This window comes from Pedomonas mirosovicensis, assembly GCF_022569295.1.
GTDB classification, from domain to species: Bacteria; Pseudomonadota; Alphaproteobacteria; order Sphingomonadales; family Sphingomonadaceae; genus Pedomonas; species Pedomonas mirosovicensis.
In genome coordinates this window covers 688,318-713,711 of record NZ_JAKFIA010000001.1, presented here as the reverse complement: position 1 = coordinate 713,711, position 25,394 = coordinate 688,318, and the positions used below count along the sequence as shown (strand labels likewise).

20 protein-coding genes and 2 pseudogenes are annotated in these 25,394 nt (G+C 67.3%); 9 read left to right on the top strand and 13 right to left on the bottom strand.

Annotated features, from left to right (window positions below; translation table 11 throughout):
• From L0C21_RS03305 to L0C21_RS03255, 11 genes and pseudogenes are all read right to left on the bottom strand, one after another.
• Nucleotides 1-1,038, bottom strand: coding sequence for a FemAB family XrtA/PEP-CTERM system-associated protein (locus tag L0C21_RS03305; RefSeq protein WP_259277006.1), 1,038 nt, complete (start codon nucleotides 1,036-1,038; stop codon nucleotides 1-3).
• Between the two features lie 3 nt (nucleotides 1,039-1,041).
• Nucleotides 1,042-1,881 (bottom strand): XrtA system polysaccharide deacetylase, encoded by an 840-nt coding sequence (locus L0C21_RS03300; RefSeq protein WP_259278804.1) that lies wholly within the window; start codon nucleotides 1,879-1,881, stop codon nucleotides 1,042-1,044.
• Nucleotides 1,882-1,978: 97 nt separating this feature from the next.
• The gene (locus L0C21_RS03295; protein ID WP_259277005.1) at nucleotides 1,979-3,073 is read right to left on the bottom strand and encodes an XrtA/PEP-CTERM system-associated ATPase; all 1,095 of its coding nucleotides are present in this window, start codon (nucleotides 3,071-3,073) and stop codon (nucleotides 1,979-1,981) included.
• Between the two features lie 134 nt (nucleotides 3,074-3,207).
• The gene (locus L0C21_RS03290) at nucleotides 3,208-4,899 is read right to left on the bottom strand and encodes a porin family protein (protein ID WP_259277004.1); all 1,692 of its coding nucleotides are present in this window, start codon (nucleotides 4,897-4,899) and stop codon (nucleotides 3,208-3,210) included.
• A 53-nt stretch (nucleotides 4,900-4,952) separates the two neighbouring features.
• Nucleotides 4,953-5,942, bottom strand: a complete 990-nt coding sequence (locus L0C21_RS03285; RefSeq protein WP_259277003.1) for an XrtA-associated tyrosine autokinase — start codon at nucleotides 5,940-5,942, stop codon at nucleotides 4,953-4,955.
• A 38-nt stretch (nucleotides 5,943-5,980) separates the two neighbouring features.
• Nucleotides 5,981-7,561 (bottom strand): XrtA system polysaccharide chain length determinant, encoded by a 1,581-nt coding sequence (locus tag L0C21_RS03280; RefSeq protein ID WP_259277002.1) that lies wholly within the window; start codon nucleotides 7,559-7,561, stop codon nucleotides 5,981-5,983.
• 269 nt (nucleotides 7,562-7,830) lie between these two features.
• Nucleotides 7,831-8,470, bottom strand: a pseudogene (locus L0C21_RS03275) (XrtA/PEP-CTERM system exopolysaccharide export protein).
• 227 nt (nucleotides 8,471-8,697) lie between these two features.
• Complete coding sequence (locus tag L0C21_RS03270) at nucleotides 8,698-9,963, bottom strand: pyridoxal-dependent decarboxylase, exosortase A system-associated (protein WP_259277001.1); 1,266 nt, start codon at nucleotides 9,961-9,963, stop codon at nucleotides 8,698-8,700.
• The gene (locus L0C21_RS03265; RefSeq protein WP_259278803.1) at nucleotides 9,960-10,295 is read right to left on the bottom strand and encodes an AMP-binding enzyme; all 336 of its coding nucleotides are present in this window, start codon (nucleotides 10,293-10,295) and stop codon (nucleotides 9,960-9,962) included. The genes L0C21_RS03270 and L0C21_RS03265 overlap by 4 nt, the downstream gene beginning before the upstream one ends.
• 207 nt (nucleotides 10,296-10,502) lie before the next feature.
• Nucleotides 10,503-11,563, bottom strand: a pseudogene (locus L0C21_RS03260) (AMP-binding protein); the annotation flags it as partial.
• Nucleotides 11,560-12,222, bottom strand: coding sequence for a hypothetical protein (locus L0C21_RS03255; RefSeq protein WP_259277000.1), 663 nt, complete (start codon nucleotides 12,220-12,222; stop codon nucleotides 11,560-11,562). The pseudogene L0C21_RS03260 and the gene L0C21_RS03255, both read right to left, overlap by 4 nt.
• 197 nt (nucleotides 12,223-12,419) lie before the next feature.
• Here L0C21_RS03255 and L0C21_RS03250 point away from each other — a divergent pair, with 197 nt between their 5' ends.
• The 5 genes from L0C21_RS03250 (at nucleotide 12,420) to wecB (ending at nucleotide 17,403) form a co-directional block, all read left to right on the top strand.
• Complete coding sequence (locus L0C21_RS03250; protein ID WP_259276999.1) at nucleotides 12,420-12,698, top strand: acyl carrier protein; 279 nt, start codon at nucleotides 12,420-12,422, stop codon at nucleotides 12,696-12,698.
• Nucleotides 12,695-13,486 (top strand): alpha/beta hydrolase family protein, encoded by a 792-nt coding sequence (locus L0C21_RS03245; RefSeq protein ID WP_259278886.1) that lies wholly within the window; start codon nucleotides 12,695-12,697, stop codon nucleotides 13,484-13,486. Before L0C21_RS03250 ends, L0C21_RS03245 begins: the two co-directional genes overlap by 4 nt.
• Nucleotides 13,483-14,379, top strand: a complete 897-nt coding sequence (locus L0C21_RS03240; protein ID WP_259276998.1) for a hydrolase 1, exosortase A system-associated — start codon at nucleotides 13,483-13,485, stop codon at nucleotides 14,377-14,379. Before L0C21_RS03245 ends, L0C21_RS03240 begins: the two co-directional genes overlap by 4 nt.
• Nucleotides 14,380-14,864: 485 nt before the next feature.
• On the top strand, nucleotides 14,865-16,199 hold the full coding sequence (locus L0C21_RS03235; RefSeq protein WP_259276997.1) for a putative O-glycosylation ligase, exosortase A system-associated: 1,335 nt from the start codon (nucleotides 14,865-14,867) through the stop codon (nucleotides 16,197-16,199).
• Between the two features lie 94 nt (nucleotides 16,200-16,293).
• Nucleotides 16,294-17,403 (top strand): non-hydrolyzing UDP-N-acetylglucosamine 2-epimerase, encoded by a 1,110-nt coding sequence (gene wecB, locus L0C21_RS03230; RefSeq protein ID WP_259276996.1) that lies wholly within the window; start codon nucleotides 16,294-16,296, stop codon nucleotides 17,401-17,403.
• 498 nt (nucleotides 17,404-17,901) lie between these two features.
• On the opposite strand, the gene L0C21_RS03225 is transcribed toward wecB, so the two are convergent.
• Together L0C21_RS03225 and L0C21_RS03220 are read right to left on the bottom strand one after the other, a co-directional pair.
• Entirely contained in the window at nucleotides 17,902-19,623 is a 1,722-nt protein-coding gene (locus tag L0C21_RS03225; protein ID WP_259276995.1) for an asparagine synthase-related protein, read from the bottom strand.
• A gap of 46 nt (nucleotides 19,624-19,669) precedes the next feature.
• Nucleotides 19,670-21,064 carry a glycosyltransferase gene (locus L0C21_RS03220; RefSeq protein ID WP_259276994.1) on the bottom strand — a complete coding sequence of 465 codons (1,395 nt, stop codon included), beginning with the start codon at nucleotides 21,062-21,064 and terminating at the stop codon, nucleotides 19,670-19,672.
• 256 nt (nucleotides 21,065-21,320) lie between these two features.
• Between L0C21_RS03220 and L0C21_RS03215 the strand changes: the two genes are divergently transcribed.
• The 4 genes from L0C21_RS03215 (at nucleotide 21,321) to L0C21_RS03200 (ending at nucleotide 25,341) form a co-directional block, all read left to right on the top strand.
• The gene (locus L0C21_RS03215; protein ID WP_259276993.1) at nucleotides 21,321-22,547 is read left to right on the top strand and encodes a TIGR04063 family PEP-CTERM/XrtA system glycosyltransferase; all 1,227 of its coding nucleotides are present in this window, start codon (nucleotides 21,321-21,323) and stop codon (nucleotides 22,545-22,547) included.
• A 129-nt stretch (nucleotides 22,548-22,676) separates the two neighbouring features.
• Nucleotides 22,677-24,143: a coiled-coil domain-containing protein gene (locus L0C21_RS03210; protein WP_259276992.1), complete on the top strand. Its 1,467-nt coding sequence runs from the start codon at nucleotides 22,677-22,679 to the stop codon at nucleotides 24,141-24,143.
• Nucleotides 24,144-24,242: 99 nt separating this feature from the next.
• Entirely contained in the window at nucleotides 24,243-24,647 is a 405-nt protein-coding gene (locus L0C21_RS03205) for an MbcA/ParS/Xre antitoxin family protein (protein ID WP_259276991.1), read from the top strand.
• Nucleotides 24,619-25,341 (top strand): RES family NAD+ phosphorylase, encoded by a 723-nt coding sequence (locus tag L0C21_RS03200; protein ID WP_259276990.1) that lies wholly within the window; start codon nucleotides 24,619-24,621, stop codon nucleotides 25,339-25,341. Before L0C21_RS03205 ends, L0C21_RS03200 begins: the two co-directional genes overlap by 29 nt.
• Nucleotides 25,342-25,394 lie beyond the last annotated feature (53 nt).

Genomic DNA, 25,394 nt, shown 5'->3' with positions numbered 1-25,394 from the left:
TCAGGCCAGACCTCGCGCAATCAGGGGGCCAAGCGTGTTGGCAACCGGCAATGGCAGGCGGCTCCACACTTCGGTCATCAGCTTGTACTTGGGGTTGAGCGGGTTGAGGTCGGGCATGGCGTGCCCATCCGCCAGCCGGTACTCATAGACGAGCGGCGTCGGCTCGAACCCCCAGTTCTTCTTGAACGAAAAGGCGCCGGTGCCGACCTTGGAGCGGCCGAAATCGAAGCGGTCGCAGCCCCGCTCCACCGCGTGGAGCATCAGCTTCCAGTACATGTGGTCGTTGGCCCGCCAGGTGCGCGCCGCCTCAACGCCGCCGCCGTAGTAGGGCGCAACCTCGCCGTTGAAGTAAAGCGACAGCACGGAGGAGAGCGGCTTGCCGTCCCTGGCGACGGTGAGGATGTCCGCGTCCGGCCCATAGGCGTTGAGGAGCGCCGCGAACCAGCGCTTGGGGAACACCGGCGTGCCCAGGTTCCGCACGCTTTCGGCATAGACGGCGAAGTGCCGGTCCACGTTCCGGTCGATCAGGGTTTCCAGGTCGAAGCCCAGGCTGCGGCGCACCTCCGCCCGCTGCTTGCGGGGAATGGCCTTCAGGTTGTCATCCTCGCTCACCGCCAGCGGGCGGCGGAAGGTGACGTAGGTCTCCGCCTTGGCCGCCCAATCGGGGCGCAAGCGCTCCTGATTGCGATACTCGAGCGCAGGCACGCCGAACTTCTGCGCCAGCACCCACGCCTCGGCGTCGAGCGCCGCGTGGGCCTCCGCATCGTCCGCCAGCGGGCCGCCATAGACCGCGAAGGCGTTGGAGATGAGCGACTTGCCGAACAAAGCCGAGCGCACGTGGGTGAGCGGCAGCACGCCCACCACCTCCTGCCCGCGCCGGGCGCGCAGGTAAGGCGTCTCATAGCCGTAGGCATCGTTGATGGCCTGCGCCCAGTGGGTGAGGTGGAACGGCGTGCCGCTGGGGTGCGCCCGCACATAGGCGTTCCAGCCCTCGGCGTCCCGGCCGCTGCGTACGTCGATCAGGTCAACCTGCACCATCGCCTACTCCGCCGCCGGGAGGGACGAAGCCTGGGGCAGGAACAGGGCGTCCATCCGGTCCCACGCGAAGTCGTCGGTCAGGCGATCAAGCTTGGCGTACATGCGCTTGAGGTTGGTGTAGTGCCGGAAGCGGGAGCGCAAGGGCGCATCCGCAATGCGCGGCTGCTCCGGGTCCACTTCCCACGGGTGGAAATAGAACACCGCCGGCTGCCCCTCCTCCCGGTTCACCTTGGCGACGGCCCAGCGGGCGACGCCATAGGGCAGCAGGCGGAAGAAGCCGCCGCCGAAGGAGAGCGTGCGCCCGGCCACCGGCACGGTGGTGATGGGCACCTCGATGAGCGGGAACTGCTTGAACGGCTGGTAGGCAAAGCGGGGCGCTTCCGGCCAGCCGTAATGATCGTGCCGAATGGGCGCAACGGAGGAGGAGTAGGCATAGCCCAGCTCCGCCAGCACCTCGAGCGCCCAGGCGTTGCGCTTGCCGATGGAGAAGCTGGGCGCGCGATAACCGCGCACGGCAACGCCGCCCGCATCCTCCAGCAGCTTCTTGGAGCGCTCTAGGTCCGCCCGGAAGCCGCGCGCATCAAAGCTCGTCACCCGGTCGTGGGCGTAGCCGTGGGAGGCCAGCTCGTGCCCGCCCTCCACGATGCGGCGGATCAGCTGCGGCTGGCGCTCTGCCACCCATCCCAGCGTGAAGAAGGTGGCGCGGATGCCCTTCTCGGCGAACAGGTCGAGCACGCGGCGGGTGTTGGTGTCCACCCGGCTGGCGTAGCTCTCCCAGTCCTCGCGCCGGATGCAGCGCTCGAACGCGCCCACCTGGAAATACTCCTCCACGTCCACGGTCATGGCGTTGCGGAGGCGCGCGCCGTCCGCCCGTGCGGCGCGGAACGCGGAGCCGTTCTCCTCGGGGGTCGCCGGAGCGTCGAAAGCGTTGGTTGAAACGTTACTGGGCATCGGTTCCGGTCTTTGAGTAGCTGTCGGAGGCATTCTCCGCCCATTCGGAGAGAATATCCAACATCTGCCGGATTGTCCGGTCGTGCTGGCGCACATAGCGCTCCAGCACCTCCAGCCGCCGCAGGATATGAGCCTCCGCACCGTTCAGATAGACCTCGGAGGCCGCCGCGGCCAGTTCCGCCCGCACCTTGGGCGGAATGTTGGAGCGCATGGGGCCGACGCCCGACACCGTATCCACCTGCGAGATGTGCTTGGGGCCGGTGGTGGGGGTCTGGTCCTTCTTGAGATCGTCGATGACCTCGCGCACCACCTTCTCGTCGATCTCGTGCAGCTCCTCGAGCGCGCCGAACAGCAGCACGCGCGAGCACAGGTTGTTGAGCCGCCGCGGCACGCCGCCCGAATATTCGAACATCAAGGAGAAGGCCTCGGGTGTGAACATGGGGTCGTTCTGCCAGCCGCACAGCTTGAGGCGGTGGTAGACGTAGCCCGGCACCTCCTCCTCCTGCATCGGCTCCAGGTGGTGGGTGGCGATCACGCGCTGACGCAGCTGCTCCAGCTCGGGCGAGAGGGCCAGCTTGTCGCGGAACTCCGGCTGGCCGAGCAGGAAGATCTGGAGCAAGGCCCGGTTGCCCTCCTGGAAGTTGGAGAGCATCCGCAACTCCTCCAGCGCCGAGACCGGCAGGTTCTGCACCTCATCGACGATGAGCAGCACCCGCCGCCCCTCGCGGTGCTGGGAGCGCAGGAAGTCCTCGATGCGGTGAAGGATGGCCGACTTCTCCAGCCCGTCGGTGCCGATGCCGAAGGCGTTGGCCACCATCTTCAGCGTGTTGTCCGCATCCAGCTGGGTGCTGACGATCTTGGCAAGCAGGAAGCGGGTCTTGTCCAGCGCATCGAACAGGTGGCCAACCAGCGTGGTTTTGCCCGCGCCGATGTCCCCGGTGATGATGATGAACCCCTCCCCCTGGTTGATGCCGTAGGTGAGGTAGGCCATCGCCTTCTTGTGGGTCCGCGTATCGAAATAGAAGCGCGGGTCGGGGGTGAGCTGGAACGGGCGGCCGTTCAGCTTGTAAAACTCCATGTACATGGCGCGCTTCCTCCCGCGTTTAATGCCTTGCACAGGACAGGACGCCGTTCGGCGGAACCGCGCCCGGCCCTGATCTTCGTCTCCGATCGCACTGCGTTCCGCGAAGAACCGGCGCCGCTTTCTCGCGCAGTGCCCTAGAAAGTTGCCCGCAACGTCAACGTCAGGGTGTTGCTGTGCTGGCTCGATCCAAAACCCTTTGAAGAACGATGCAGGCTGTTGAACATTGCCGAGGCCTGCAGGTTCTCCATCAGCTTCCAGTTGTAGCTGATCGATCCGCCAAACACACTATCCCGGCGCTCGCGCGACAGGGCGTACTTCAGGTTGCTGTAATACAGGTTGCCGCTGATGGACTGGCTGCCCGACAGCTGGCGCGACAGGCCGGCCGTCACACCCCAGGTCACGTCGCTGCGGCCCGCCAGGGTGTTCTCCGCCACCGGCGTGTCCGGGCTGACGGCCTGACCAAGGTTCAGATAGTTCCGACGGTCGTAATAGGCAGCAATGTTCGCGTTGGTCCGCTCCGTCGTGTAGTTCAGTCGCAGCTGGCCGAGGCGGGACTTGAAGGTAGCGTTGGTGACGATGCCCGGCACCGGCAGCAGGCCGAACTCTGTCGGCACCATGATGAAACCGGGCCCGAGGCGATAGTTGTTGCCCACCATGAAGGAGAAGGGCTGCCCCGCCAGCTGGCCGCTGAACAGCCGCCCGAAGGTGTTGAGCGATTCCGAATACTGGGCGACGAGCGTGATGCCGTTGCGGATCTGGTAGGAGAGATCGCCATTGATGACGGTGCCGCCATACTGGCGACCGCCACGCAGGGTGAGTTGGGTGCGGCGGGACGGCGTCAGGCGCACGCCCACATCCCAGGTCATGCCCGAGCGATCCATCACCATCTGGCGCGGCTGATCGGGGTCCACCTGCAGGCGGCCCTCGTCATCGAGGATGGGGAAGCCGGTCTCCGGGTCCACCAGCAGGTTGTCCTGCTCGTCGGTGATGTCCTCGTAGCCGACGCTGCCGAGCAAGGCGAGCTTGCGCGTCACCGAATAGCTGAGGTCAAGGACGCCCGATTTGATCCGCAGCTCCTCATTCAGATCATCGCGATCATCGGCGGTGTAGTTGCCCCGCAGGGTCCAGCCCAGGCGCGAGTTGCGGTTGGTCCTGTTGGACAACGCCACCTGCACGTCCTGCGAGACGGAATCGGAGGCCGGAGCCAGGCTGAAGGCCGTGCCCGGCGGCGCCTCCTCGCCCGCCTGGAACAGGCGGCCAGCGTTGTTCACGTCGTTGTAGCTGAAGCGATAGAAGGCATCGAACACGGCGATGGTGCCGATCTCCTCCTGCAGCGTGGGCTGCACGTAGAAGGATGACACCGTGGACTGGTTCGGGTTGTTCTGCTCCGGCCCGGTGGAAAGCGGCCCGCGCCAGTCGCGGAAGGTCTGGGTGACCACGCCGCCCGCGTTCAGATTGAGCAGGTCGCGGATGATCGTGGCCTGGCCGTTGGCGTTCAGCCGGTGCTGACCCTTGTCGTAGAGGGTTCCGCTCCAGGCGAAGCGGCGCGAGAACTCGTAATCGAGCTGCCCCTTGAGGCGCTTGGTATCCGCCACCACGTGCATGCCCGGCACCACCGCCGTCAACACCTGAAAGTCGTTGTAGGTCGTATCGCCGAAGCTTTGCCGCAACTCCACGCGGGGCGTCACCTGAACGTCGGCCCGCGCCCCGGACGGCAAGGCCACAGCCGAAACCGATGCCAATAAACCCGTCGTCACGCTCACCCAACGACGCCGGAACCCCTGACGCCGAAACACCAGACGCTGGAACCCATGCACACCGCGCACGTATCCGTTCCCCCCTGTGCAGCTACCATTCCCTGCCCCCCTGATCTGTACGGTCAGGAGCCGTACGTGTAACCGTACCCATACCCGTAGTAGGCGCCGAACCGGCGGCCCGACGCGCTGAAGCGGGTCTTGTTCAACAACAGATGCGTGTGCTCGCACGCCGAAACCATTGCCAGCCCCTCGCGCAACTGCTGCTCACGGGTGCGCTCGGCCTCGACGACGAACATGGTCTGGCCCACATGCAGGGCCAGCACGCCCGCGGCTGACGATGCCAGCGCCGGGGGCGAGTCGAAAATGATGATGCGGTCGCGGTAACGCTGGGCGATCTCTTCGATCATCGCGCCCATGCGCTCGGATGCCAGCAGCTCGGTGGTGAGGTGGTGCTGGCGCCCCGCCGGCAGCACCGACAGGTTCTCGATATTGGTGCGAATGAGGCAGTCGGCCAGGTCGATGTTCGGATCGGCGATCACGTCGATCAGGCCCTTGCCGCCTTCCAGTCCCAGGGTGGAGAGCACCTCGGGCTTGGCGAAATCCGCGTCCACCAGCAGCACGGTCACGTCCCGCTCGGAGGCGATGGAGAGCGCCAGGTTGATGGCGCAGAAGGTCTTGCCCTCGTTGGGCTGGGCCGAGCACACCAGGATGAGGTTGCCGTTCTTGATCGCCGCCTCGCCCTTGGCGAAGGCGTTGAGCAGCAGCTGCCGCTTGACGAGGCGGAATTCCTCCGCCGTGAGCGTGGAGGGGCTGTCCGGCACCACGAACCCGGCTTCCCGCAGGGATTGCAGGTCGATCTCGCCCCGACGGCTCTGGCGGCCGGACGTGCGGCGCGCGGTGGGCCGCGCCGCCGGAGCGGCGGTTGCTGCGGCCGGCGGCGCGGGCATTTCCATTACCGGCGCTGCGCCCGCGGACCCAGCAGGCACGGTCTCCAGCGGTATGGCCGTGGTCGCGCCTTGCGCGGCCTGCGCCTTTTCCAGACGCCGGGCGGCCCGCTCCAGAAGGGAGACGCCTTCGTCGCGGCGGCTCGTCTTGGGGGTTTCGTCACTCATCCCGTCTTGCCTTTCAAATCCGCGTTGCAACGGCGCGTCTAGATGGCCGGCGTCTGCCGGCTGAACTCAAGCACCAGCAGCGCCACGAAGACGCCGGCGAGGCCGATGCAGCAGAAGGCGAAGACGCCAAGCCGGAGCCGTTCCTGCGCGCGCTGCTGCTCGTTGGTGATGGCGCTGACCGCGCCGAGCACCGACATATTGGCGAAGCTGTTCTTGAGGCTGGAGACCGTGACGTAGACCGTGTGGATCTGGCTCATCAGGAACGCCAGGCCGACGCCCGCCGCCAGGCCGACCGCCAGCACCACGGCCAGCAGCATCGGGCGGTTGGGCGCCACCGGCTTGGAAGGCACCTGCGGCGGATCGACGATGCGGAACTGCACCTTGTCGGTCTTGCTTTCAAGGTCGGAGGCGACGCGGGTTTCCTCGCGGGAGCGCAGCAGCTCCTCATACTTGGCCTTGAGCACGCTGTAGTCGCGGTTGAGCTTGGCGCGTTCGGCCTCGATGCCCGGCAGGGTTTCGGCGCGGCTTTGCAGCGCGTTCAGCTCCTGCTGGACCTGCGCGCGCTGGGCCTGGAGGGTCGCGATCTCGGCATCGCGGTCGAACAGGCGGCTGCGAAGATCCACATAGACCGGGTTGGATACGCCACGTTCCTCGGAAGCGCCGGACTGGCCGGCCGCCTTCACCTCTTCCTCGTGCTGCTTCTTGAGCCGCGCGATGGTCTGGCGGGCCGAGACGATGTCCGGGTGCTTCTCCGTGTAGCCGCGGGCAAGCGAATCGGTGATCTGGCGCTCCAGCACCTCGATACGGCCGAGCGTCGTGGACGGGTCGAACCGGGGCGCGCCACCCGTGGGCGCCATGCCCGCGTTCGGCAGGGTCGCCGGAATGGAAGCCAGCTGCGAGGCCAGGGCCCGGCGGGCGCTTTGCGCCTGCTGGATCTTGAAGTCGATGTCCCGCAGGCTGCCCTGGACCGATTCCAGCCGCTGGCTGTAGTTCACATCCCCCGGCAGCAGGCCCATGTACTGGCGCTGGAATTCAGCCCGGCGCGCCTCGGCCTCCTCCAGCTGCTTCTCGTACTCCTGGATCTGCCGGTCGATGAACTGCCGCGTCTCGTTGTAGCTTTCGCGGCTGCCCTCCATGTTCCCCTCAACGAAGATGTTGATGAGGTTGGTGACCACCCGCTTGGCCACCGCCGCATTCTGGGCGTCGGTCAGATCCGGGTTGCCGGAGGTGTAGGAAAGGGTGAACAGGTCGCCGCCCTGCTGGTTGACCTCGATGTTCTCCATCATGTTGTTGATGAGGCGCTCCATGCCGGCCTCGTCCTGCACCGTCAGGTCCAGGTCGGAGCGGCGGATCACCTTCTCCAGGTTGGGACGGCTGATGAGGGTCCGGCGGACGATGTCCACCTGCCGGTAGATGTTGGCGTTCACCGTACCGACCAGCTTGGGCAGCACCGTGTTGGTGTCAACGAAGACACGCGCGCTGGCTTCATACTGGTTGGGAATGGCCGCGACGATGCCCCAGCCGACGAGGCACACGATCCACATGGCCGCCAAGCCATACCACCGTTTGCGCCAGACCATGTAAAGTATCGTCATGATCTGGTCGTAGATCGACGTCATCGCCTACTCCTCAGCCTTTCGCCGGCACCTGCGCCTGTCACTGAAATCGAATATGCCTGTTGTGCCCGACGGTCCGAAAAAGCCGGCACCGCCTACGCCAATCTATGCACTGCCAATCTATGCACTGATCGTAAACGCCTTGTGTACGCAGGCCGGGCCGGCAGGCCGCCCGTCGCCACCTTGCCGCCTTCCGCCTCATTCCGCCCTTCCGGCGGCCGCGACGGGCCGGCCGTCTCTCGGCCAGCCCACCCCGCCGGATCAGGACCGGATCAGAAGAAGCCCTCAGGAATGATGATCACGTCGCCCGGCTCGATTCGCACGTTGGCCGAGGTGTCGCCGTCCTTGATGAGGTTCTCGATCTTCACCTCGTACTCTTTCTGCTTGCCGGTCGCCTTGTCGAAGCGAACCAGGCGCGCCCGGTTGCCCGAGGCGTAGTCGGTCAAGCCGCCGACCGCAATCATTACATCAAGCAGGGTCATGTTCGCCCGGTACGGGATGGCCTGCGGGTTGGCCGCCTCGCCCACCACGCGCACCCTGCTGCGCGAACGGCCCCTGGAACCCGGTGACGATGATCGAGACCAGCGGGTTCTGAATGTAATTCTTCAGCTGCTCCTCGATGTCCTTGGCCAGCTGGGTCGGCGTCTTGCCGGTGGCCGGAAGGTCGTCGATGAGCGGCACGGTAATCCGCCCGTCAGGCCGCACGGTCACGCCGGTGGACAGCTCCGGATTGCGCCACACGAAGATGCTGAGCGAATCCATCGGGCCGATGATGTAATCCGGCCCTGGCCCCTCGGCCGGCGACACGAACTGGGCGGAAGGCAGCTCGCCGGACGAGCCCGAGGAACAGCCTGCCAATGCCAACGCGAGACACGACACAAGACCAGCAAATTTAAGATAGGATGACGTCACGGTTGTTACCCCCTTGCGAACAGCAACCGCCCCGACAGCGGCCTGCCACTTTGCCGGCGCAGACCCTGCGCTATTGCACCACCTAAAACTCCAGAGCTGCAAACTATGGGCTCGGCGGGCCGGGCGCAATGAGAATCACCTAGTTCCAATGCATTGCCCGCTTTGAGAGAAAGCATAGAACCCCTAGCGTGGATCCAATTGGTGACCCTGTTCAAGTGCCGCCGCGATCAAACCAATCGCTCGGCAGGTTCCGGATGCCCCAGGAATCGGACCGGGCTTGCGGTCAAGCCATAGGCACCCGCGAGAAAAACGCCAATGACCTCACCGGGTTCCACGACGGGAACCTGGATCTTCTCGGCCAGGCGGTCAAGCGGCGTGCACAGACAACCAACAATTGTCGCAGTCTCTTCTGGTGAAGCACTGAAGCGTGTAGCGACCGCCACTGGATAGTTCCTTCGGATGACCTGCCCGAAGTTGCCGCTGGCGGCCAGCTGATGGTGCAGCCCGCCATCGGTAATGAGGAATACCTCGCCATGGGACACTTTCCGGTCGATCACTTGCGTCAGATAAACTCCGGCCTCGCCCACGATGTAGCGACCGAGCTCGATGATGATTTCGCTATCTGCGATTTCCACGTCCAGCCGGTCAAGCCGTGCAGAAAGAGCGGCGCCCACCGCAGCTAAATCGAGGGGCTTATCCGCAGGCGCGTAGGGAATACCGAAGCCGCCGCCGATGTTGACGAAACGGGGCGGGCGCGGCGCATGGCGAGCCAGCTCGGCGGCAAGGGTGAGCGCCTTGTCCTGCGCCTCGATGAGCGCGGTGGCGGAGAGGTTTTGCGAACCGGTGAAGATGTGGAAGCCTTCGAACTGAAGGCCGAGTTGCCCCAGCTCCGCCAGCATGGCGGGCACCCGCTCGGCATCGACGCCAAACGGCTTGGCCCCGCCGCCCATTCGCATCCCCGAGCCCTTCAGCTCGAAGTCCGGGTTCACGCGCACGGCGGCAGAAGCCGGCTTGCCCAGCTGCTTCGCCAGCCGGGCGAGGCGGCGCATCTCGCCTTCCGATTCCAGATTGACGACAACGCCCGCAACGATGGCGGCGGCCAGCTCCGCATCGCGCTTGCCGGGCCCGGCGAAGCTGATATGGCGCGGCTCCATGCCGGCGCTGAGCGCGATCTCCAGTTCCCCGGCGGAGGCGATGTCGAGCCCGTCCACCAGCGGCGCGATGAAGCCCACCACATCCGGCATGGGGTTGGCCTTGATGGCGTAGTGCAGATGAACCCGCTCCGGCAGGGCGGCGCGCAACTGCTCGATGCGGCGCGCAATGAGCGCGCTGTCGTAGAGGAACAGGGGCGTGCCCCCGGCCTCCTCGATCCAGTGGGTGACGGGGCGACCGCCAACCGTCAGCACGCCGCCGGGCGTAACGCCGAAGCCCTCCGGCCAATAGCGCTGCTCCCCATGCGCGGGCGCGACCCCAGAACTTGCGGGCGCGGTCATGCCCCGGTCTCCTCCAAACGCTGCCTCGACGACTCCACCAGACTGGCGCTCAAGCTCGCCCGGTCCAGCTTGCCGTTGGCGTTGCGCGGCAACGCCTCCCGCCAGATGATCCGGGCAGGCACCATGTAGCCCGGCATTTCCCGACGGCAAAAGTCGAGCACCGCTTCGGTGGGTTCGGGGTCATCGCCCGCGGGCGCGGCGATGACGACGATGGCCTGCCCCAGCCTGTCATCAGGCACGCCGACGGCCACCGCCTCGGCGACGAGGCCGGAGGCATAGAGCGCCTCCTCCACCTCCGTGGGGCTGACGCGATAGCCGGAGGTCTTGATCATTTCATCGTTGCGGCCGACGAAGGTGAGGAAGCCCTCTTCGTCTCGCACCACCATGTCGCCGGACCACACGGCCAGCGCGCCCGGCTGCGCCGTGCGGGAGCAGGGCGGGGCAGGTTTGAAGCGTTGGGCCGTGCGCCTTGGGTCGCCCCAATAGCCCAGCGCCACGAACGGCCCCACGTGCACCAGCTCGCCGGGCTCGCCGGGGGCCGTCTCCTGCCCGTCCGGCCGCACCGCCAGCACCTCGGCGAAGGGCACCGCCTTGCCGATGGACTCGGGCCGCCGGTCGACTTCCCTTGGGTCGAGGTAGGTGGAGCGGAAGGCTTCGGTCAGGCCATACATCAGGTAGGGCGTGGCGTTGGGCAGCAATGCCCGCAGTTTCGCCAGCAGCGGCCGGGGCATGCGCCCCCCGAGTTCGTGAAGAAGCGAAGCGACTCCCTCGCCTCCTCCGGCCAGGTGACGCCCGCCAGCTGCATCCACAGCGGCGGCACGCCCGCAAGGCCGGTGATGCGGTGCTTCGCCACCGCCTTGGCCACATCCAGCGGAAACAGGTAATCGAGCAGAACGACGCTCGCCCCGGCCCTGAGCGCCGAGGTGATCTGGTTAAGGCCATAATCGAAGCTGAGGGGGAGCACGGCGAGCAGCCGGTCATCCTGCCTCAAGCCCAGATACTCCGCCACGCTCACCGCCCCCATCACCAGGCTACGGTGGGGCAGCACCACGCCCTTTGGGTTGCCGGTGGAGCCGGAGGTGTAGAGGATCGCCGCCATATCCTCCGCCGTGCGGGGCGCGGGCGAAGACTGGGGCGCGGCGGCGAGGAAATCTTCCCAGCCGATGAGGCGGGCATCATCCGCATCGGCGGGCTTGCCGCCAGCCAGCACCACGCGGCGTACCGTCTCCGGCACCGCGTCGCTGTCGGCCAGCGCGCGCCAGCGCTCGGGCGAGGTGACGAGGGTATCGACCGCGCAGTCGGACAGGATGTAGTGCACCTGCCGGCCTTTCAGCACCGGGTTTACCGGCACGAACACGCCCCCGGCACGGGCAGCCCCCAGCATGGCGGCGACCGCCTCCACATCCTTGCCGAGATAGACGGCGACGCGCGCCCCCGCCGCCAGCCCCAGCGCGAGGAAGCCGTTTGCCGCCGCGCTCACCAGCGCATCGAATGCCGCATAGTCGAGCTGGCGCCTGCGGTCGGCGAGCGCCGGGTGGCCTGGGCAGCGGCGGGCGGCTTCGGCCAGGAGGCCGTCAATGCTCACGGGAATTGGGGTCATACGGCCCTCAGCGGCGGCGCGAGGCGGATGACCGGGGCGTTGCCGCCAACCCGGTGCCAGTGCGGGCGCTCCAGAAGCGATGATCCGGTCAATTGCCACTGCCCCATGCTGATTGCCCAAACCGTTCCCAATCGCCAGCCCTGTAGCCGGGCATGGGCCGAAAGCGAAGCGGCGTTATAATCGGTTATCCTGCTGAACGACCAGCCCAATCCCCGCGCGTCCAGCCACGCCCCCGCCCCGGCCCACAGGGCGGCGAAGGCGCGGGTGGCCCGGTGCTCGGGCGGCACGTAAAGCCCCAGGTCCCAGGCCCCCTGCCCTTGCGTATCATACCATAGGTCGATCTCATCCTCCCGGAAGGGGGAGGCGGTGAGCCAGAACACGCCGACCAGCTGGTCCTTGCGGTTGAAGGCGGCCAGCGCGTCACACCCCATGGACAGGCGATAGGCCACGGCCTCGGGCGACGTGCCCAAATTCATTCCGGCACATTGCGCCGCGCTCAACGTTTCCACCGTGTAGCCGCGCGGCATGGCCGGCATGGCCTGACGGGGCACGGCAGTGAGGATGTAACGGTGAAAGCCCAGGCCCGGCAGGAGGCCGAACGCCCGCGTGGTTTGCCACGAGAAGTCGGCCCAGCGGTCCAGTTGGCCGCTGAGGCGCACATCAACGGGCCTTTTCTGGAGGGCAGGCGGTTTTCCGGGCAGAGACGGCGGGACCGGGGATGTCACAATGTCTCGAACTCCGCTGAGGCGCCCCAGAGAACGGCTCTGTGCTGCGCTATTGCTGTTGGCGTTGAACCATCGTGCGGGTATAACCGCGCGGTTTCGTAGCGAGATATAATCCGAAGGCAACGAACCCCATGGCTCAGCTTATCGCAAAGTCCGATCCCGCCGTCGAGGCGCGCCTGCGCGATCTGCTCGGCAGCGTCCTCAATCTGGGCGCGCGGGCGGACGGACTGGAATCAGACACGCCGCTTCTGGGGGCGCTGCCCGAACTGGACTCCATGGCCATCGCCACGCTGCTGACGGCGCTGGAGGAGCGGTTCGACATCATCATCGATGATGAGGACGTGAGCGCCGATATCTTCGAGACCTTCGGCAGCCTGTCCGAATTCCTCACCGCCAAGGTGGCGGCTTGAGCCGCCCCGGCTGGCCAGAGGTTCGATTTCTCCCCACCGAGGCGGGCCTGACGCCCGCCATCTGGCGGTCGCCCGCGCCGGAGCGCCCCCGGCACCCCTTCGCGGCGCTGTTCGTCCCGCCCTTCGCCGAGGAAATGAACCGCACCCGCCGCCTGATGGCCCTTGCCGGCCAGATGCTGGCGATCGAGGGCATCCCCTCCCTACTGCCGGACCTGCCGGGCACGGGGGACAGCCCGCTCCCCTTCCGCGAGGCGACGTGGGAAGGCTGGGTCGAGGCGCTGACGGCCTGCGCCGGGCATCTGGCGGAACAGGGGCTTGGCGTGCGCCTCGTCGGCATCCGGCTCGGCGGGCTGCTCGCAGCAGACGCGCTGGCGCAAGGGTGCCAGGCCCAGTCCCTTGCGCTGGTGGACCCGGTCGAGGACGGGCGGCTCCACATGCGCCATTGGCTTCGCATCCGCTCCGCCGCGTCCATGGAGATTGGACCGCGCATCACCCTGAGCTACCTTCAGACCCAGCTCGACAACGGCCAGACCATCGAAGTGGCGGGGTATGAGATGGGCCCGCAGCTGGTGAACCGCATCAACGCGCTGAAGCTCGCCCCGCTGCTGGCGGAGGCGCAGGTGCCCGTGCACCGGCTGGACGTGACGGCGCCCGGCGCGGAGACGCAGGCGCCGGTGGCGGATGGCCGCCGCATCATCGCGGCGGACGCGCCGTGGAATTCCTTCGAACCCGCCGAGCCGGCGGCGCTGGCCCGCGCGGTGGCCGACATGGTGCAGGAGGCCGCATGACCGCCTCGCGCACGCCGCCCTTCACGCCGCTGATCTTTGCCTGCGAGGACGAGCCGCTGGTGGGCGCGCTCCACCCGGCTGCCCAGTCCACACCGGGCTCGATCGGCGGGCTTATCGTCAGCGGCGGGGTGCAGGTACGCGCCGGGCCGCACCGCAGCCATGTGGATCTGGCGAACGGCCTCGCCGCCGAGGGGCTGCCGACGCTGCGCTTCGACCGGCGCGGCGTGGGCGACAGCGGCGGCACGAACCCCGGCTTCGAGATGGCCGGGCCGGACATTCTGGCGGCCATCGACGCCCTGTGCCGCGAAACCGGAGTCGAGGGGTGCATCGGCTATGGCCTGTGCGACGGCGCGACGGCCCTTGGGCTGCTCGCCCCCTACGAGCCGCGCCTTGCGGGCCTCATCCTGATGAACCCGTGGACCATCGACGAGGCGGACAACGGCAACAGCCTCGTCATGCACCACTACCGCCGGCGGCTGCGCGACCCGCGCCAGCTCGGCCGCCTGCTGCGCGGGGAAATCGCGCTGGGTTCGGCGATTGCCTCCCTCGGCAGCACCCTCGGCCGCTCGCTGAGCCGGGTGACGCTCGACCGGCTGCGCGCCCGGCCGCGCCCGGCCATCCTGCCGCTCGGCCACCGGCTGGCCAAGGCGCTCAGCAGCTTTCCGGGGCCCATCCACATCATCCTGTCGGACCATGACCGCACCGCAAGCGCCTTCGAGGCGGGGCTGCACACGCCCGCCTGGAAAGCCGTGCTGGCCCGCCCGAACGTGACGGTGCAGCGCATCGGCGGGGCGGACCACACCTGCAGCCCGGCCACCGCCAAGGCCGCCTTCCTCAGGGAATGCCGCGCCGCCGCCAAGGCAATGGCCGCACGCGAGGCGATACCGGCCTGAGCGCAGGCGAAATCAGGCTCCCAAGGCGATGAAGCGGGCGCGACCCGAGGCGGAAACGCCGGGTAAAACCGAACTGAGGCTCGACCTTCGGCCGGGGCCGTCTATTTTTCCGAAGAGTCCGGCTTATCCTCGCGGATGGCCCAGACGAACAGGACATACAAGCCGATGCAGGTCAGCGCGATGGCAATGGTGGTCATGGTTTTCTCCCTCCCTTCCCGTCTCGCGCCCCCTTTCGCGCGGCACGAGCGCGCTTCCGTTTTGTCCGGGCGCAAGCGCCCCGGCGGCGCATCGAACCATATCTAGGGCACAAACTCCGCTGTTGCAGCGAAAACGATGATAGCATACCTGCGAACCAGGGGGACGCGCAAACACGTGCATCCGGAAACGCAACACGATGATCGGGCAAACCGGCAGCGGCGCGGGCGCGCCTGCCTGCCAGGGTTCTGCGCCGGCCAGGGCGGCGTCACTCCAGCGGGAGAGGGCCATTGGGCAGCCTGTTCGTAGCGATCGTGGTGATGGCGGTGGTGCCGCTGATCTTCAAGCGCGCCTTCGTCGGCGTGCTGGCCTGGTCGTGGCTGTCGTTCATGTACCCACACCGGCTGGTCTACGGCTTTGCCACCCGCTTTCCGTTCCTCGACGTGGTGGCGGGCTCCACCATCCTCTCGGCCCTGTTCTCGCGGGACAAGAAACGCTTTCCGGCCCACCCGGTACTGATCCCGTTCATCCTCTATGCCTTGTGGGTGTGCATCACCACCGTCTTCGCCGCCGACGTGGAACTGGCGGCGGGCAAGCTGTCCAACGTGATGAAGGCCATGCTGCTGGGCCTCATGGTGCCCATTCTCATCACCACCCGGCACCGCATGATCGCGCTGATGATGGCCATTGGCGGCTCGTTCGGCTTCTACGCGCTGAAGGGCGGGGCCTTCACGCTTGCCACCGGCGGCCAGTTCAACGTGATGGGCCCCATGGGCACCTTCATTCAGGACCGTAACGACCTGGCGCTGGCGCTGGTGATGTGCGTGCCGCTGTTCCGCTATCTCCACATCCACGCGCCCCACAAGATCCTGCGCCTCGGCGCGCTGGGCCTGATGCTGGGGGCATCGGTCGCGGTCATCGGCTCCCAGTCGCGCGGCGGCCTCATCGCCATTGCCCTCGTCGGCCTGTGGCTCATCCTCACCTCGCGCCACCGGTTTGGCCTCCTATGCGCGGCGGGCATCATGGTCGTCTTCACCATTAGCTTCATGCCGGATTCCTGGCGGGAACGCATGGAAACGGTGGAAACCTACCAGGAAGACGGCTCGGCCATGGGCCGCCTGCATATGTGGCGCTACGGCATCGAACTGGCGGACAACCACCCGCTCGGCATCGGCTTTCGCGCCTACAAGAACCGCGCCGTGGCCGCGGGCTATCTGCCCCAAGGCATCAAGCTGCGCGCCTCCCACTCCATCTATTTCGAGGTGCTGGGCGAACACGGCTACGTGGGGCTGTTCCTGTTCCTCTTCCTTTATGCCGCCGCCTTCTTCAGCTTCTGGGATACGCGCAGGAAGGCCCGGCGAAACGGCCTCTATTGGGCGGCGGACCTGGCCAGCATGATGCAGGCGAGCCTCGTTGCCTATGCCATCGGCGGGGCCTTCCTCGAGGTCGCCAGCTTCGACCTGGCGTTCCAGATCGTCGGCATCTCCATGGCGCTTGGCCTCATCGTCCAGGAAACCCTGAAGGAGCGGGAAGCGGCCAAGGCCCCCGCGCCCGTGCCGTTCGGCCTGCGCCGGCCCCAGCCGGTGGGCCAGCTGGCCGCGACCAGACAGGGGCCTGCGGCGTGATCCTTCTCAAGGAAGCCTTAGCGCCTGCCTTCCCTGCGCCGCGCCCGCGCGCCGCAACCGTTCGTTCTCTCCGCTTCTCTGCCAAGAGGTGTTCATGCCTGCCCTTGTTCATCTGATTGCCGCTGCCCGGCCGAATTTCATGAAGGTCGCGCCGCTCTACCATGCGCTGAAGGCCAGCGGCGATTTCACGCCGAAGATCGTTCACACCGGGCAGCACTATGACTTCAACATGTCCGACGCCTTCTTCGTCGATCTCGGCCTGCCCGAGCCGGACCACCACCTGAACGTGGGCGGCGGCAGCCATGCCGAGCAGGTGGGCAACGTGATGATCGCCTACGAGAAGGTGGCGCTCGCCGAGCGGCCCGACTGGCTGGTCGTCGTGGGTGACGTGAACTCGACCGTCGCCTGCGCCATGGTGGGCGCGAAGCTCTGGATTCCGGTCGTGCATCTGGAGGCAGGCCTTCGCAGCCGTGACCGCCGCATGCCGGAGGAGATCAACCGGCTCGCCACCGACGTGCTCTCCGACGTGCTGTGGACCCCCTCGCCCGACGGCGACGAGAACCTAGCCCTTGAGGGCATTGCGCCTGAGCGCATCACCCGCGTCGGCAACATCATGCTGGACTCTTACGAGTTGCTGCGCGAACGCATCGAGGCGGAGAACGCCCCGGCCCAGCACGGGCTGCAACCCGGCGGTTACGGCATCGTCACGCTCCACCGCCCGTCCAACGTCGACCAGAGGGAAACGCTCGAGCCGCTGGTCGCCCAGTTGGAGAAGGTGGCCGCCCGCCTGCCGCTCATCTTCCCGGTCCACCCGCGCACGCGCAAGAAACTGAACGATTTCGGCCTCTGGGGACGGCTGGAGACCGCAGGCATCAAGCTGGTGGAGCCGGTGAGCTACCGCCCGTTCATGAGCCTCGTCAGCAACGCCCGCCTGTGCATCACCGACAGCGGCGGCGTGCAGGAGGAAACCACCTACCTCGACATCCCCTGCCTCACGCTGCGCGAGAACACCGAGCGCCCCGTCACCGTCACCGAGGGCACCAACCGCCTCGTGAGGCCCGAAAAGCTGCTGGAAGCCGTGGAGACCGTTCTGGCCGGCCAGTGGCCCTCCGGCCGCCGCCCGGACCTGTGGGACGGCAAGACCGCCCAGCGCTGCGTTGAGGACCTGCGCCGCCGCGCCGCCCTGCGCCAAGCAGCGGAATAGGGCCGGACCGGAAGAAGGTGTTTGATGCAGAGGGTCGCGGACCCTCTGCACTCCCGTCATTTTATCGGAACGTGTCTGGCAGGATCCACCGTACACTTCCAGCCTGCCGGGCATATGCGCGCAGCCACAAGCTCTCCAACCAAGGGACGCCGGGCGGCATACGGCGCGTCCGGCCGCCGCCCGCATATCCGGACAACCGGATAGGGTCGCAGGGGCCCTTTTGCTTGTACGCCTCCGCGTCCTTGGCTCCCTGCATATGCAATTTGAAAAAACTACACCCTGAGAACCATTCGCCCGATCTGCGGCCAAACGCCAAACAGGGCGAGACCCAGCCTGGCAATGCCCCGTAAAGGCCCGTGGAGGCACTTTACAGCGCGATTCCAAGCTTGCCCGCTACCACCCTAGCCGAAATAGGCAAAAACCTCTGTACGGGCGTTTAAAGCCGATTACGGGCCATTCGCGCTTTACGAGCACAACAGCCCATCCAACACGCGCCATTTACAAGTCGCTGCGGGCGGACCACCAGGCGCGGTAGGCGCTGGCGGAATCGAGCAGATAAGCCAGCTTGCTGTGCCCGAGCTTGGTGAACATGAGGGCCGCCAGCTCCACCTCCGGCCGGATGAACGGCGGGCGGCCGAGCCCGGCCTCGCGCACCGAGCGGTAGCGGGCCAGCGCCGTGCGCCGCTGCTGGGCGTGGTAGTCGGCGCTGAGGGGCTTCCACTGGATGTCGGCGTCCGGCAGCGGCAGGGGCGAGGCAATATGCCCGGCATAGGCCTGCCAGGGCACGGAGCGCACCACGGCGGGAAAGCGATCCATCCACTTGTCGTAGAGCTTGTGGCCCATGCACTCATCCAGCGGGAAGCGCTGGAAGGCGGCGGCCAGCTTGGTGTCGAACAGCGGCATCACATATTCGAAGCGCCGCAGGTCGATGTTCTCGTAAAGACCGGTGACCTGAAAACGCTCCTGCGTCGTCAGCATGAACCACTGCACCGCCCGGCCGGGATCGCGCCCGCCGTAACTGCGGAGAATGTCCGCGATGCGAGACTCGAAGTAGCTGTTGAACCGCTCACGCTCCTCGCGCTTGAGCAAGGTCGAGCGCAGGCGCATGAACTTGCGCTCCACATGGATGCGCGCCGCCTCGTTGTAGCGCCCGGCCCGCAGCGCCTCGACAAGCGCCGGGGTGGTGTTGACATAGCCGAGGCAGACGCTGCCGCCGTCCCCCGCCCAGACGAGGCCGGGCCGCGCGCCCGGCACATCGCGGAAGGCCGCGTTTTCCCGGTACACCTGATCGGTGTAATAGCTGATGTCGTGCGGCATGGGGCGCGGCACCTCGGCCATAAAGTGGCGCGCGCCAAGCCTTGCGGCGTACTGCTCCGCCAGCACGGCATCGAGCGAGCGCGGCCAGGTGAGCGTGAGGGTTCGCACGTCCACGTTGCGCCGGCGCAGCTCGGTGACGATCATGCGGGAGTCGAGCCCGCCCGAAAGCTGGGCGCGCGCGGCCGTATCACCGCGGAGCCGCAGGTCAACCGCCTCGCGGAACAGCTGGTAAAGCTCATCCACCGCCTCGGGCGTGACCGGCCGGTCATCGGGCACCTTGTCCCACGCCCAGTCGGTGACGACACGAACGCCGTTGCCGTCCGCCAGCAGCCGCTCGCCGCCACGCAGCATGTAGATGCCCTGATAGGGCGTGCGATTCTCGAAACAGTAGTGGATGGTCACCCACTCGTGCACAGCGCCGTTGTCCACCCGCTTCGGCACGAACGGCAGGGCATCCAAAATCCTGAGGGCCGTGGCGAAGACCACGCAGCCGCCCACCTGCGTATAGTAAAGGGTGCGAACGCCAAGCCGGTCGTTGGCAAGGCAGAGCCGGTGCGATCCGAGATCATAGAGCGCAGCGGCATAGGTGCCCCGCGCTTGCGAGAAGGCCGTGGCATCGCCCTTCACGTGGGCGCGCAGCAGCGTCTCCAGATCCTGCTGGCGCGGCGCGGCGGGCGGCCCGCTGACCAGCGGCTCGCCCGCGCCGACGGCCCCATGGCCCTCATCGATGAACGCCGGTTCGCCGAAGACGCCGATATCCACCTTGGCCAGCAGCAGCCCCGGCCGGTTAACGACCTGCGCCACGTCCCTCGGGTCGCGCGACAGGGCGCGGGTGAGCAAGCGCCGCCAGCCCTCGTCGATCGGCTGGCGATCATGACGGAACACACCAGCAAAAACAGTCATGCAGGATTAAACCCCGAAAAATGCCGCGCTTCGCGCAGCGCCTTTCCTACAAGATATTTTCGGAGACAAATTGGTCCAGCAACTCGAACTGCCCACTGCGGGTAAAACGCTGCTTGTGGGGGCTTTTCACATCAGGCAGACGCGGCTGCGCGTCCTTCCGGGCGATCCACTCCCGCAGCTGCGCCGCCAGCACGTCCGGGTTGTTGGAGACAACGCCGAAGCCGCCCTCGCGCACGATGTCCGCCGCCTCGCCGGTCTCCGAGCCGATCGCCAGAATTGGCCGCTCCGCCCCGATGTACTCGAACAGCTTGCCGGGGATGATGCCATCGTCCGCCGGGTTGTCCCAGCGGCAAAGCAGCAGCACGTCCGTCCGCCGCTCCAGCTCCAGCACCTGATTGCGCGGGATGGGCGGCGAGATGGTCACCTGCGCCTCCACCCCGTATTTGCGGGCGAGGGCCTGCAGCGAATCCGCCTGCTCGCCATAGAACAGCAGGCTCACCCGGTCCTTGAGATCGCCCAGCTTCGCTGTTGCCGCGAACAGCGACGAGGGATCGCGCTTGCCGATGTAGATGGAGCCGGCATGCATGATGGTGAGCCTGGCGGGATCGAGCGGGGCAACATTCTCCAGCCCCGCGAAGTCCGCCGGATCGTAGCCGTTCATCGAGAGGATGGTGGGCTTGCCGTAGGCGTTCATCAGCGTCTGGCGGGTGGTGGCGGTGAGCGCCACCAGCGCCTGCGCCTGGCCCAACACCCGCTGCTCCAGCCGCTTCTCGAGGAACGAGCGCAGCCAGCTCTCAAGGCCGTAAGGGTTGCCCGCCCACTCGTCGCGCAGCTCCGCGACCCACGGCGCGCTCAGCGACTGGGCAAGGCGGGCGGCGATGAGATGCCCGGAATGGGGCGGCCCGCTGGAATAGATGAGGTCCGGCTTCCATCCCTTTGTCCACTCCAGCCCGGCGCGGGTGCCGGTCTCCACCCAGAACAGGTGCTTGTCGGGAATGAACATCAGGTCCCAGTAGAGGTCCGCCAGCAGCTGGCGGAACGGCAGGCCGCGCAGGCGCGGGCCGGACTTCGCCTCGGACCGGGACCCCGAGCCTCCCCCTGCCGCCACGCCGGCGACGCCCTCAACGGAGGGAATGCGCCCCGAGAGATGATAGGCCAGCACGTCGCGCAGCGCCTTCACCTCGGGGAAGGGCACGAACCGCACCGCCTCGTCCGGCAGGCTGTGGCTGAGCACCTGCGGCTTGCCCGGATTGTGGGCCGCCAGCACGCGCACGTCATAGCCCCGGTCCATCCAATAGCGCGCGAGCGTCGGCGCGCGGGTGGAGGCAGACGGGGCCAGTGGCGGGAAAAAGCCGGTGACGAGCAGGACGCGGCGACGCGCGGACTCGAACGGCGGCGCCGGTTCCGTTACGGTGGTTTCTAGGATGGCGTCGTTCTCCACCTGGGTGCCGCACTCGCAAAGTTAATCCGGCTCGACGGTTTTCCTTATCAACCTGCCCTTGGGTCGATCAAGCCCGCAGCCTGAGATAACCCGTAAAAAGCGCAGGGCAACTTTGGAATAAATTCTTTGCACTGGCCTGAACGCATGGGAGAAGACGCGCTATCTTTCTGTGCGATGAACCATGAGCTACAACGGGCGAGATGCCCCAGCCGTATAACGGGCGCAACGCCCAAGCCGGAGGTTGCCGCTTCCCACCATGCGTATCCTGCACGTCTTCGACCACTCGCTTCCGCTGCACAGCGGCTACACGTTTCGCAGCCGGTCCATCCTGCGGGAGCAGAACCGCCGCGGGTGGCAGACCATGCACCTGACCACGCCCCGCCATATCAAGCCCGGCCCGGACCCGGAGGAGGCGGACGGCCTCCTGTTCCACCGCACCCCACCCATCGGCGGGATGGCGGCGAAGCTGCCGGTGCTGCGGGAAATGGCGGAGGTGAACGCCACCACGCGCAAGCTGGCCGAACTGGTGGAAGAGACCCGGCCGGACATCCTCCACGCCCACTCGCCGGTGCTGAACGCCATTCCCGCGCAGCGGGTGGCGAAGCGCTTTGGCCTTCCGTGGGTTTATGAAATCCGCGCCTTCTGGGAGGACGCCGCCGCCTCCCACGGCACCACGCGGGAGGGCAGCCCCCGCTACCACGCCACCCGCTGGCTGGAGACCCGCGCGGCGAGCCAGGCCGATGCGGTGGGAGCCATCTGCCACGGCCTGCTCGATGACCTGCGGAAACGGGGCATCGCGGCGGACAAGCTGTTCCACGTGCCCAATGCGGTCGATGCGGAACAGTTCACCTTGGGACGCCCGCGCGACGAGGCGCTTGCCGCCCAGCTTGGCCTCCAGTCGGCTGATATCATTGGCTTCATCGGCTCCTTCTACGACTACGAGGGGCTGGATGTGCTGCTGGCCGCCATGCCAGAAATGATCGCGGCCCGGCCGAAGCTGCACCTCTTGCTGGTGGGCGGCGGGCCGATGGACGCAAGCCTCAGGGCCCAGGCGAAGGCGCTGGGGCTTGAGGGGCATGTGCATTTCACCGGCCGGGTGCCGCATGGGGAGGTGGACCGCTATTACAGCCTTGTCGACGTGCTGGTTTACCCGCGCAAGCGGATGCGCCTGACCGAGCTGGTAACGCCGCTGAAACCGCTGGAGGCGATGGCCGAGGGCAAGCTGGTCGCCGCTTCGGATGTGGGTGGCCACCGCGAGCTGATTACGGATGGCGAAACCGGCGCGCTGTTCCGGGCGGACGATCCGAAGGCCCTGGCCACCAGCGTGCTGGATCTGCTCGCCCACCCGGAAAGGTGGGAAGAGCGGCGGGAGATCGCCCGGCGCTACGTGACGCAAGAGAAAAGCTGGGCCAGAACGGTGGACAACTACGTGCCGGTGTACGAACGGCTGACGTCAGGGGCCGCGCGTAAGCTGGCCGCCTGAGGGCTGGCCCTTGCCAGCGGACGTAATTGGTCAAGATGTGCGATCGGGACACACGTTCTGATCGGAACAGGATGCGCGTTCCAAAGGTATGACGCGCAATCGGAGCAGGGAAGCTTGGGGGGCTGAGCCATGGTCAACAAGGTTGCATTCTGGATCGGTCTGGCGGCAGCTGCCCTGATCGTCGCCATTGCCGTGGGTGCGGGCGACAAGGTGGCTGCCCTGTCTTCCGACGCCGGGCTGGCCTCCGCCTTCTTCGGCGCACCGCTGGCCGAGCCGCTGGTCATGACCAGCCTGGGCGTGGCGCTGGGCACGCTGGCGTGGATGCTCATTGGCTGGACCATCCCGCTGGTCGCGCTCGATGGCCGCATCGGCACGGTGCTGGAAGACGCGCTGGAGCCCGGCCAGATGGAGTTCGACGCCCTCAACGACCGCCTGGGCGGCAACCTCGTGCCCCTGCCGACCGGCGACGGCGGCGTTGCCTCCGCCCTGCCCGAGCAGGGGCGCGGGCATGCGCTCCTCAACCAGTATGCGGACGCCTGGTTTTTTCGCCTGCTGCCGCTGGCGGCGCTGGGGCTGGGCGTGCTGATCGCGGGCATCGCGCTCATCAACGGCCCGACGCACGCCACCAGCCTGGCGGGCGGCATCGAGGGCGCGCTGTACGACGTGCTCGACCTGCCCACGCCCACGGGCGGCACGCTGGCGCTGGGTTGCCTCATCATCTCGGCAGCGGGCGCGTTCTTCGCGGCGCTGCTCTACTGGCTGACCGGCGGGGCCGTGGCCGCCCGGCTGGACCGGCTGATCGCCATTACCCGCGCCCGCGTGCTGGGCGGCGCCTCCCATCGGCTGGAACACCGGCTGGCGGAAGCGCTGGCGCCGGTGTCCGAGGCGCTGACCGCCACGGCCGAGAAGCTGGCGGACGCGCAGGCCCGCACCACCCAGGCGGGCATCGAGGAAGCTTGCGCCCGCTTCCTCAAGCAGCTGGAGAAGGCGACCGGCAGCCGCGCCGCCGCGCTGGAGAAGACCATGGCCGCGCTGGAGGGCAGCGCCGGGGCTCTCTTGGAGGCCCTCACCCAGACCGAGGCCCGGCTGGCGGCCGCCCGCGAGGCCCAGGCCGCGCAGGTGGCCGAGACCTACGCCACGACCCTGCAAACCCTGCAACAGCAGCAGGCCGAGCATGCGGATACGGCGCTGGGCGAATTCCGCGCCCTTTCGGCCGAACTCAAGGCCCTCACCCAGACGGCGGTGGAGAGCGTGACCGAGCAGGTACGCCAGACCCGCGATGCGACCCAGCAGGCGCTCGACCTCATCACCAAGGAGGCGGGCGGCGCTGATTCCATCCGCCAGGCCGCCGAGCAGATGGCCGTTGCCGCCAAGGCCAGCCGCGAGACGGTGGAGCGGTTCATCGCGCTGGCCGAGCGGATGCGCGATGTCAGCCAGACCATCACCCCGCTGGCAAGCAATGCGGACCTCACCCCCGAGCCGGCCAACATCAACCGCATCGAGCCGCCGCTCACCAGCCCGGAGACCGCCAAGCGCCTCTCCAACGCCATCCGCTCGCTCAAGCAAACGGTGGACGAACCGCTGCCGGAGCTGTGAGGCAGGCGGCCCGTGCGGCCGCCCGGCCCAGCGCCGGGCTTCGCTTGCTGTTCATTCTATTGAATGGTATGCTTCTCTCTCATTCTGGAGAATGAAGCCATGCACCCAGCTCCGGCGATGGATACCGCGCCCGCCTCCCCGACCGACACAACGGCGCGGGAGGAACAAGCCCTCACCCGCGCGGTGACGAAGGTGGCCGAGTTCTGGGCCTTCGGCAACGAACAGCTGGGCGAAATTCTCGGCCTCTCCGATTCCACCGTCTCCCGCCTTCGCAACGGTCGCCTCACGCTGAAGCGCGGCACCAAAAGTTTCGAGTTGGCGCAATATCTGGTGCGCCTGTTCCGAAGCCTCGATGCCCTGATGGGCAGCGACGACGCAGCCGCCCGCTCGTGGCTGGCAACGCACAACCTCGACCTGCAAGCCGCCCCCATCCGGCTGCTCGGCACCGTTCATGGCCTCGTGACCGTTTGCGATTATGTGGACGCCTTCCGCGCTCGCATCTGAGGCGCGGCCCTACCGCGCCATGGTGTGGCGCGTCGTCGAGGGACAGCACCGCATCTCCACCAACCGGCTGGCCGAAAACCGCGAAGATCAGGCCCTGCTGGAAAACCTCGTCGAAGAGGTAAAGCCCCTCATGCCCGCCGCCTGCGCCGGGCTGCACTTCCTGCTGGCGACCCCCTTCCGCTACGGCCACACCGTCGCCTCCCGCTTCCGCCGCGCCCGCACCCGCGAAGGCATCTTCTATGCCGCCGAGCAGATCAAAACCGCGCTGGCGGAAATCGCCTACCACCGGCTGGCCTTTCTCGCCCGCTCGCCCGGCGTCCTGGCCCCGCGCACCGTCATCGAACACACCGCCTTCAGCGTCACCGTCGCCACGCCCGACGCACTCGACCTGACCCGGCCGCCCCACGACACCGACCCGCGCCTCTGGGCCGAGCCCAACCACTACGAAGGCTGCCAGCTTCTCGGCGAAGCCGCCCGCGCCGGAGGCCTCAAGCTGCTGCGCTACGCCTCAAGACGCGACCCCGGCGGCATCAACGTCGCCGCCCTGACGCCCGACGCCCTGCGCGACCGCCAGCCCGCCATCTCCGGCACATGGCACATCCGCATGACCGCCGACTCCCTCACGGCGCTGGCCGCCTTCCCCTCCAGCGAAAGCTACCACTTCACCGCCGCCCAGTTCGGGCTGGGCGGTTAAAGCGTCTCCATGGATTAACGCAAGGGGGCGCAGCCCCTCCCGTGCGCGGAGGC

Coding starts and splice junctions, on each gene's coding strand:
- L0C21_RS03305 (WP_259277006.1), bottom strand. CDS start 1,038: ATGGTGCAGGTTGACCTGATCGACGTACGCAGCGGCCGGGACGCCGAG.
- L0C21_RS03300 (WP_259278804.1), bottom strand. CDS start 1,881: ATGACCGTGGACGTGGAGGAGTATTTCCAGGTGGGCGCGTTCGAGCGC.
- L0C21_RS03295 (WP_259277005.1), bottom strand. CDS start 3,073: ATGTACATGGAGTTTTACAAGCTGAACGGCCGCCCGTTCCAGCTCACC.
- L0C21_RS03285 (WP_259277003.1), bottom strand. CDS start 5,942: ATGAGTGACGAAACCCCCAAGACGAGCCGCCGCGACGAAGGCGTCTCC.
- L0C21_RS03280 (WP_259277002.1), bottom strand. CDS start 7,561: ATGACGTCGATCTACGACCAGATCATGACGATACTTTACATGGTCTGG.
- L0C21_RS03270 (WP_259277001.1), bottom strand. CDS start 9,963: ATGACCGCGCCCGCAAGTTCTGGGGTCGCGCCCGCGCATGGGGAGCAG.
- L0C21_RS03265 (WP_259278803.1), bottom strand. CDS start 10,295: ATGATCAAGACCTCCGGCTATCGCGTCAGCCCCACGGAGGTGGAGGAG.
- L0C21_RS03250 (WP_259276999.1), top strand. CDS start 12,420: ATGGCTCAGCTTATCGCAAAGTCCGATCCCGCCGTCGAGGCGCGCCTG.
- L0C21_RS03240 (WP_259276998.1), top strand. CDS start 13,483: ATGACCGCCTCGCGCACGCCGCCCTTCACGCCGCTGATCTTTGCCTGC.
- wecB (WP_259276996.1), top strand. CDS start 16,294: ATGCCTGCCCTTGTTCATCTGATTGCCGCTGCCCGGCCGAATTTCATG.
- L0C21_RS03225 (WP_259276995.1), bottom strand. CDS start 19,623: ATGACTGTTTTTGCTGGTGTGTTCCGTCATGATCGCCAGCCGATCGAC.
- L0C21_RS03215 (WP_259276993.1), top strand. CDS start 21,321: ATGCGTATCCTGCACGTCTTCGACCACTCGCTTCCGCTGCACAGCGGC.
- L0C21_RS03210 (WP_259276992.1), top strand. CDS start 22,677: ATGGTCAACAAGGTTGCATTCTGGATCGGTCTGGCGGCAGCTGCCCTG.
- L0C21_RS03205 (WP_259276991.1), top strand. CDS start 24,243: ATGCACCCAGCTCCGGCGATGGATACCGCGCCCGCCTCCCCGACCGAC.
- L0C21_RS03200 (WP_259276990.1), top strand. CDS start 24,619: ATGTGGACGCCTTCCGCGCTCGCATCTGAGGCGCGGCCCTACCGCGCC.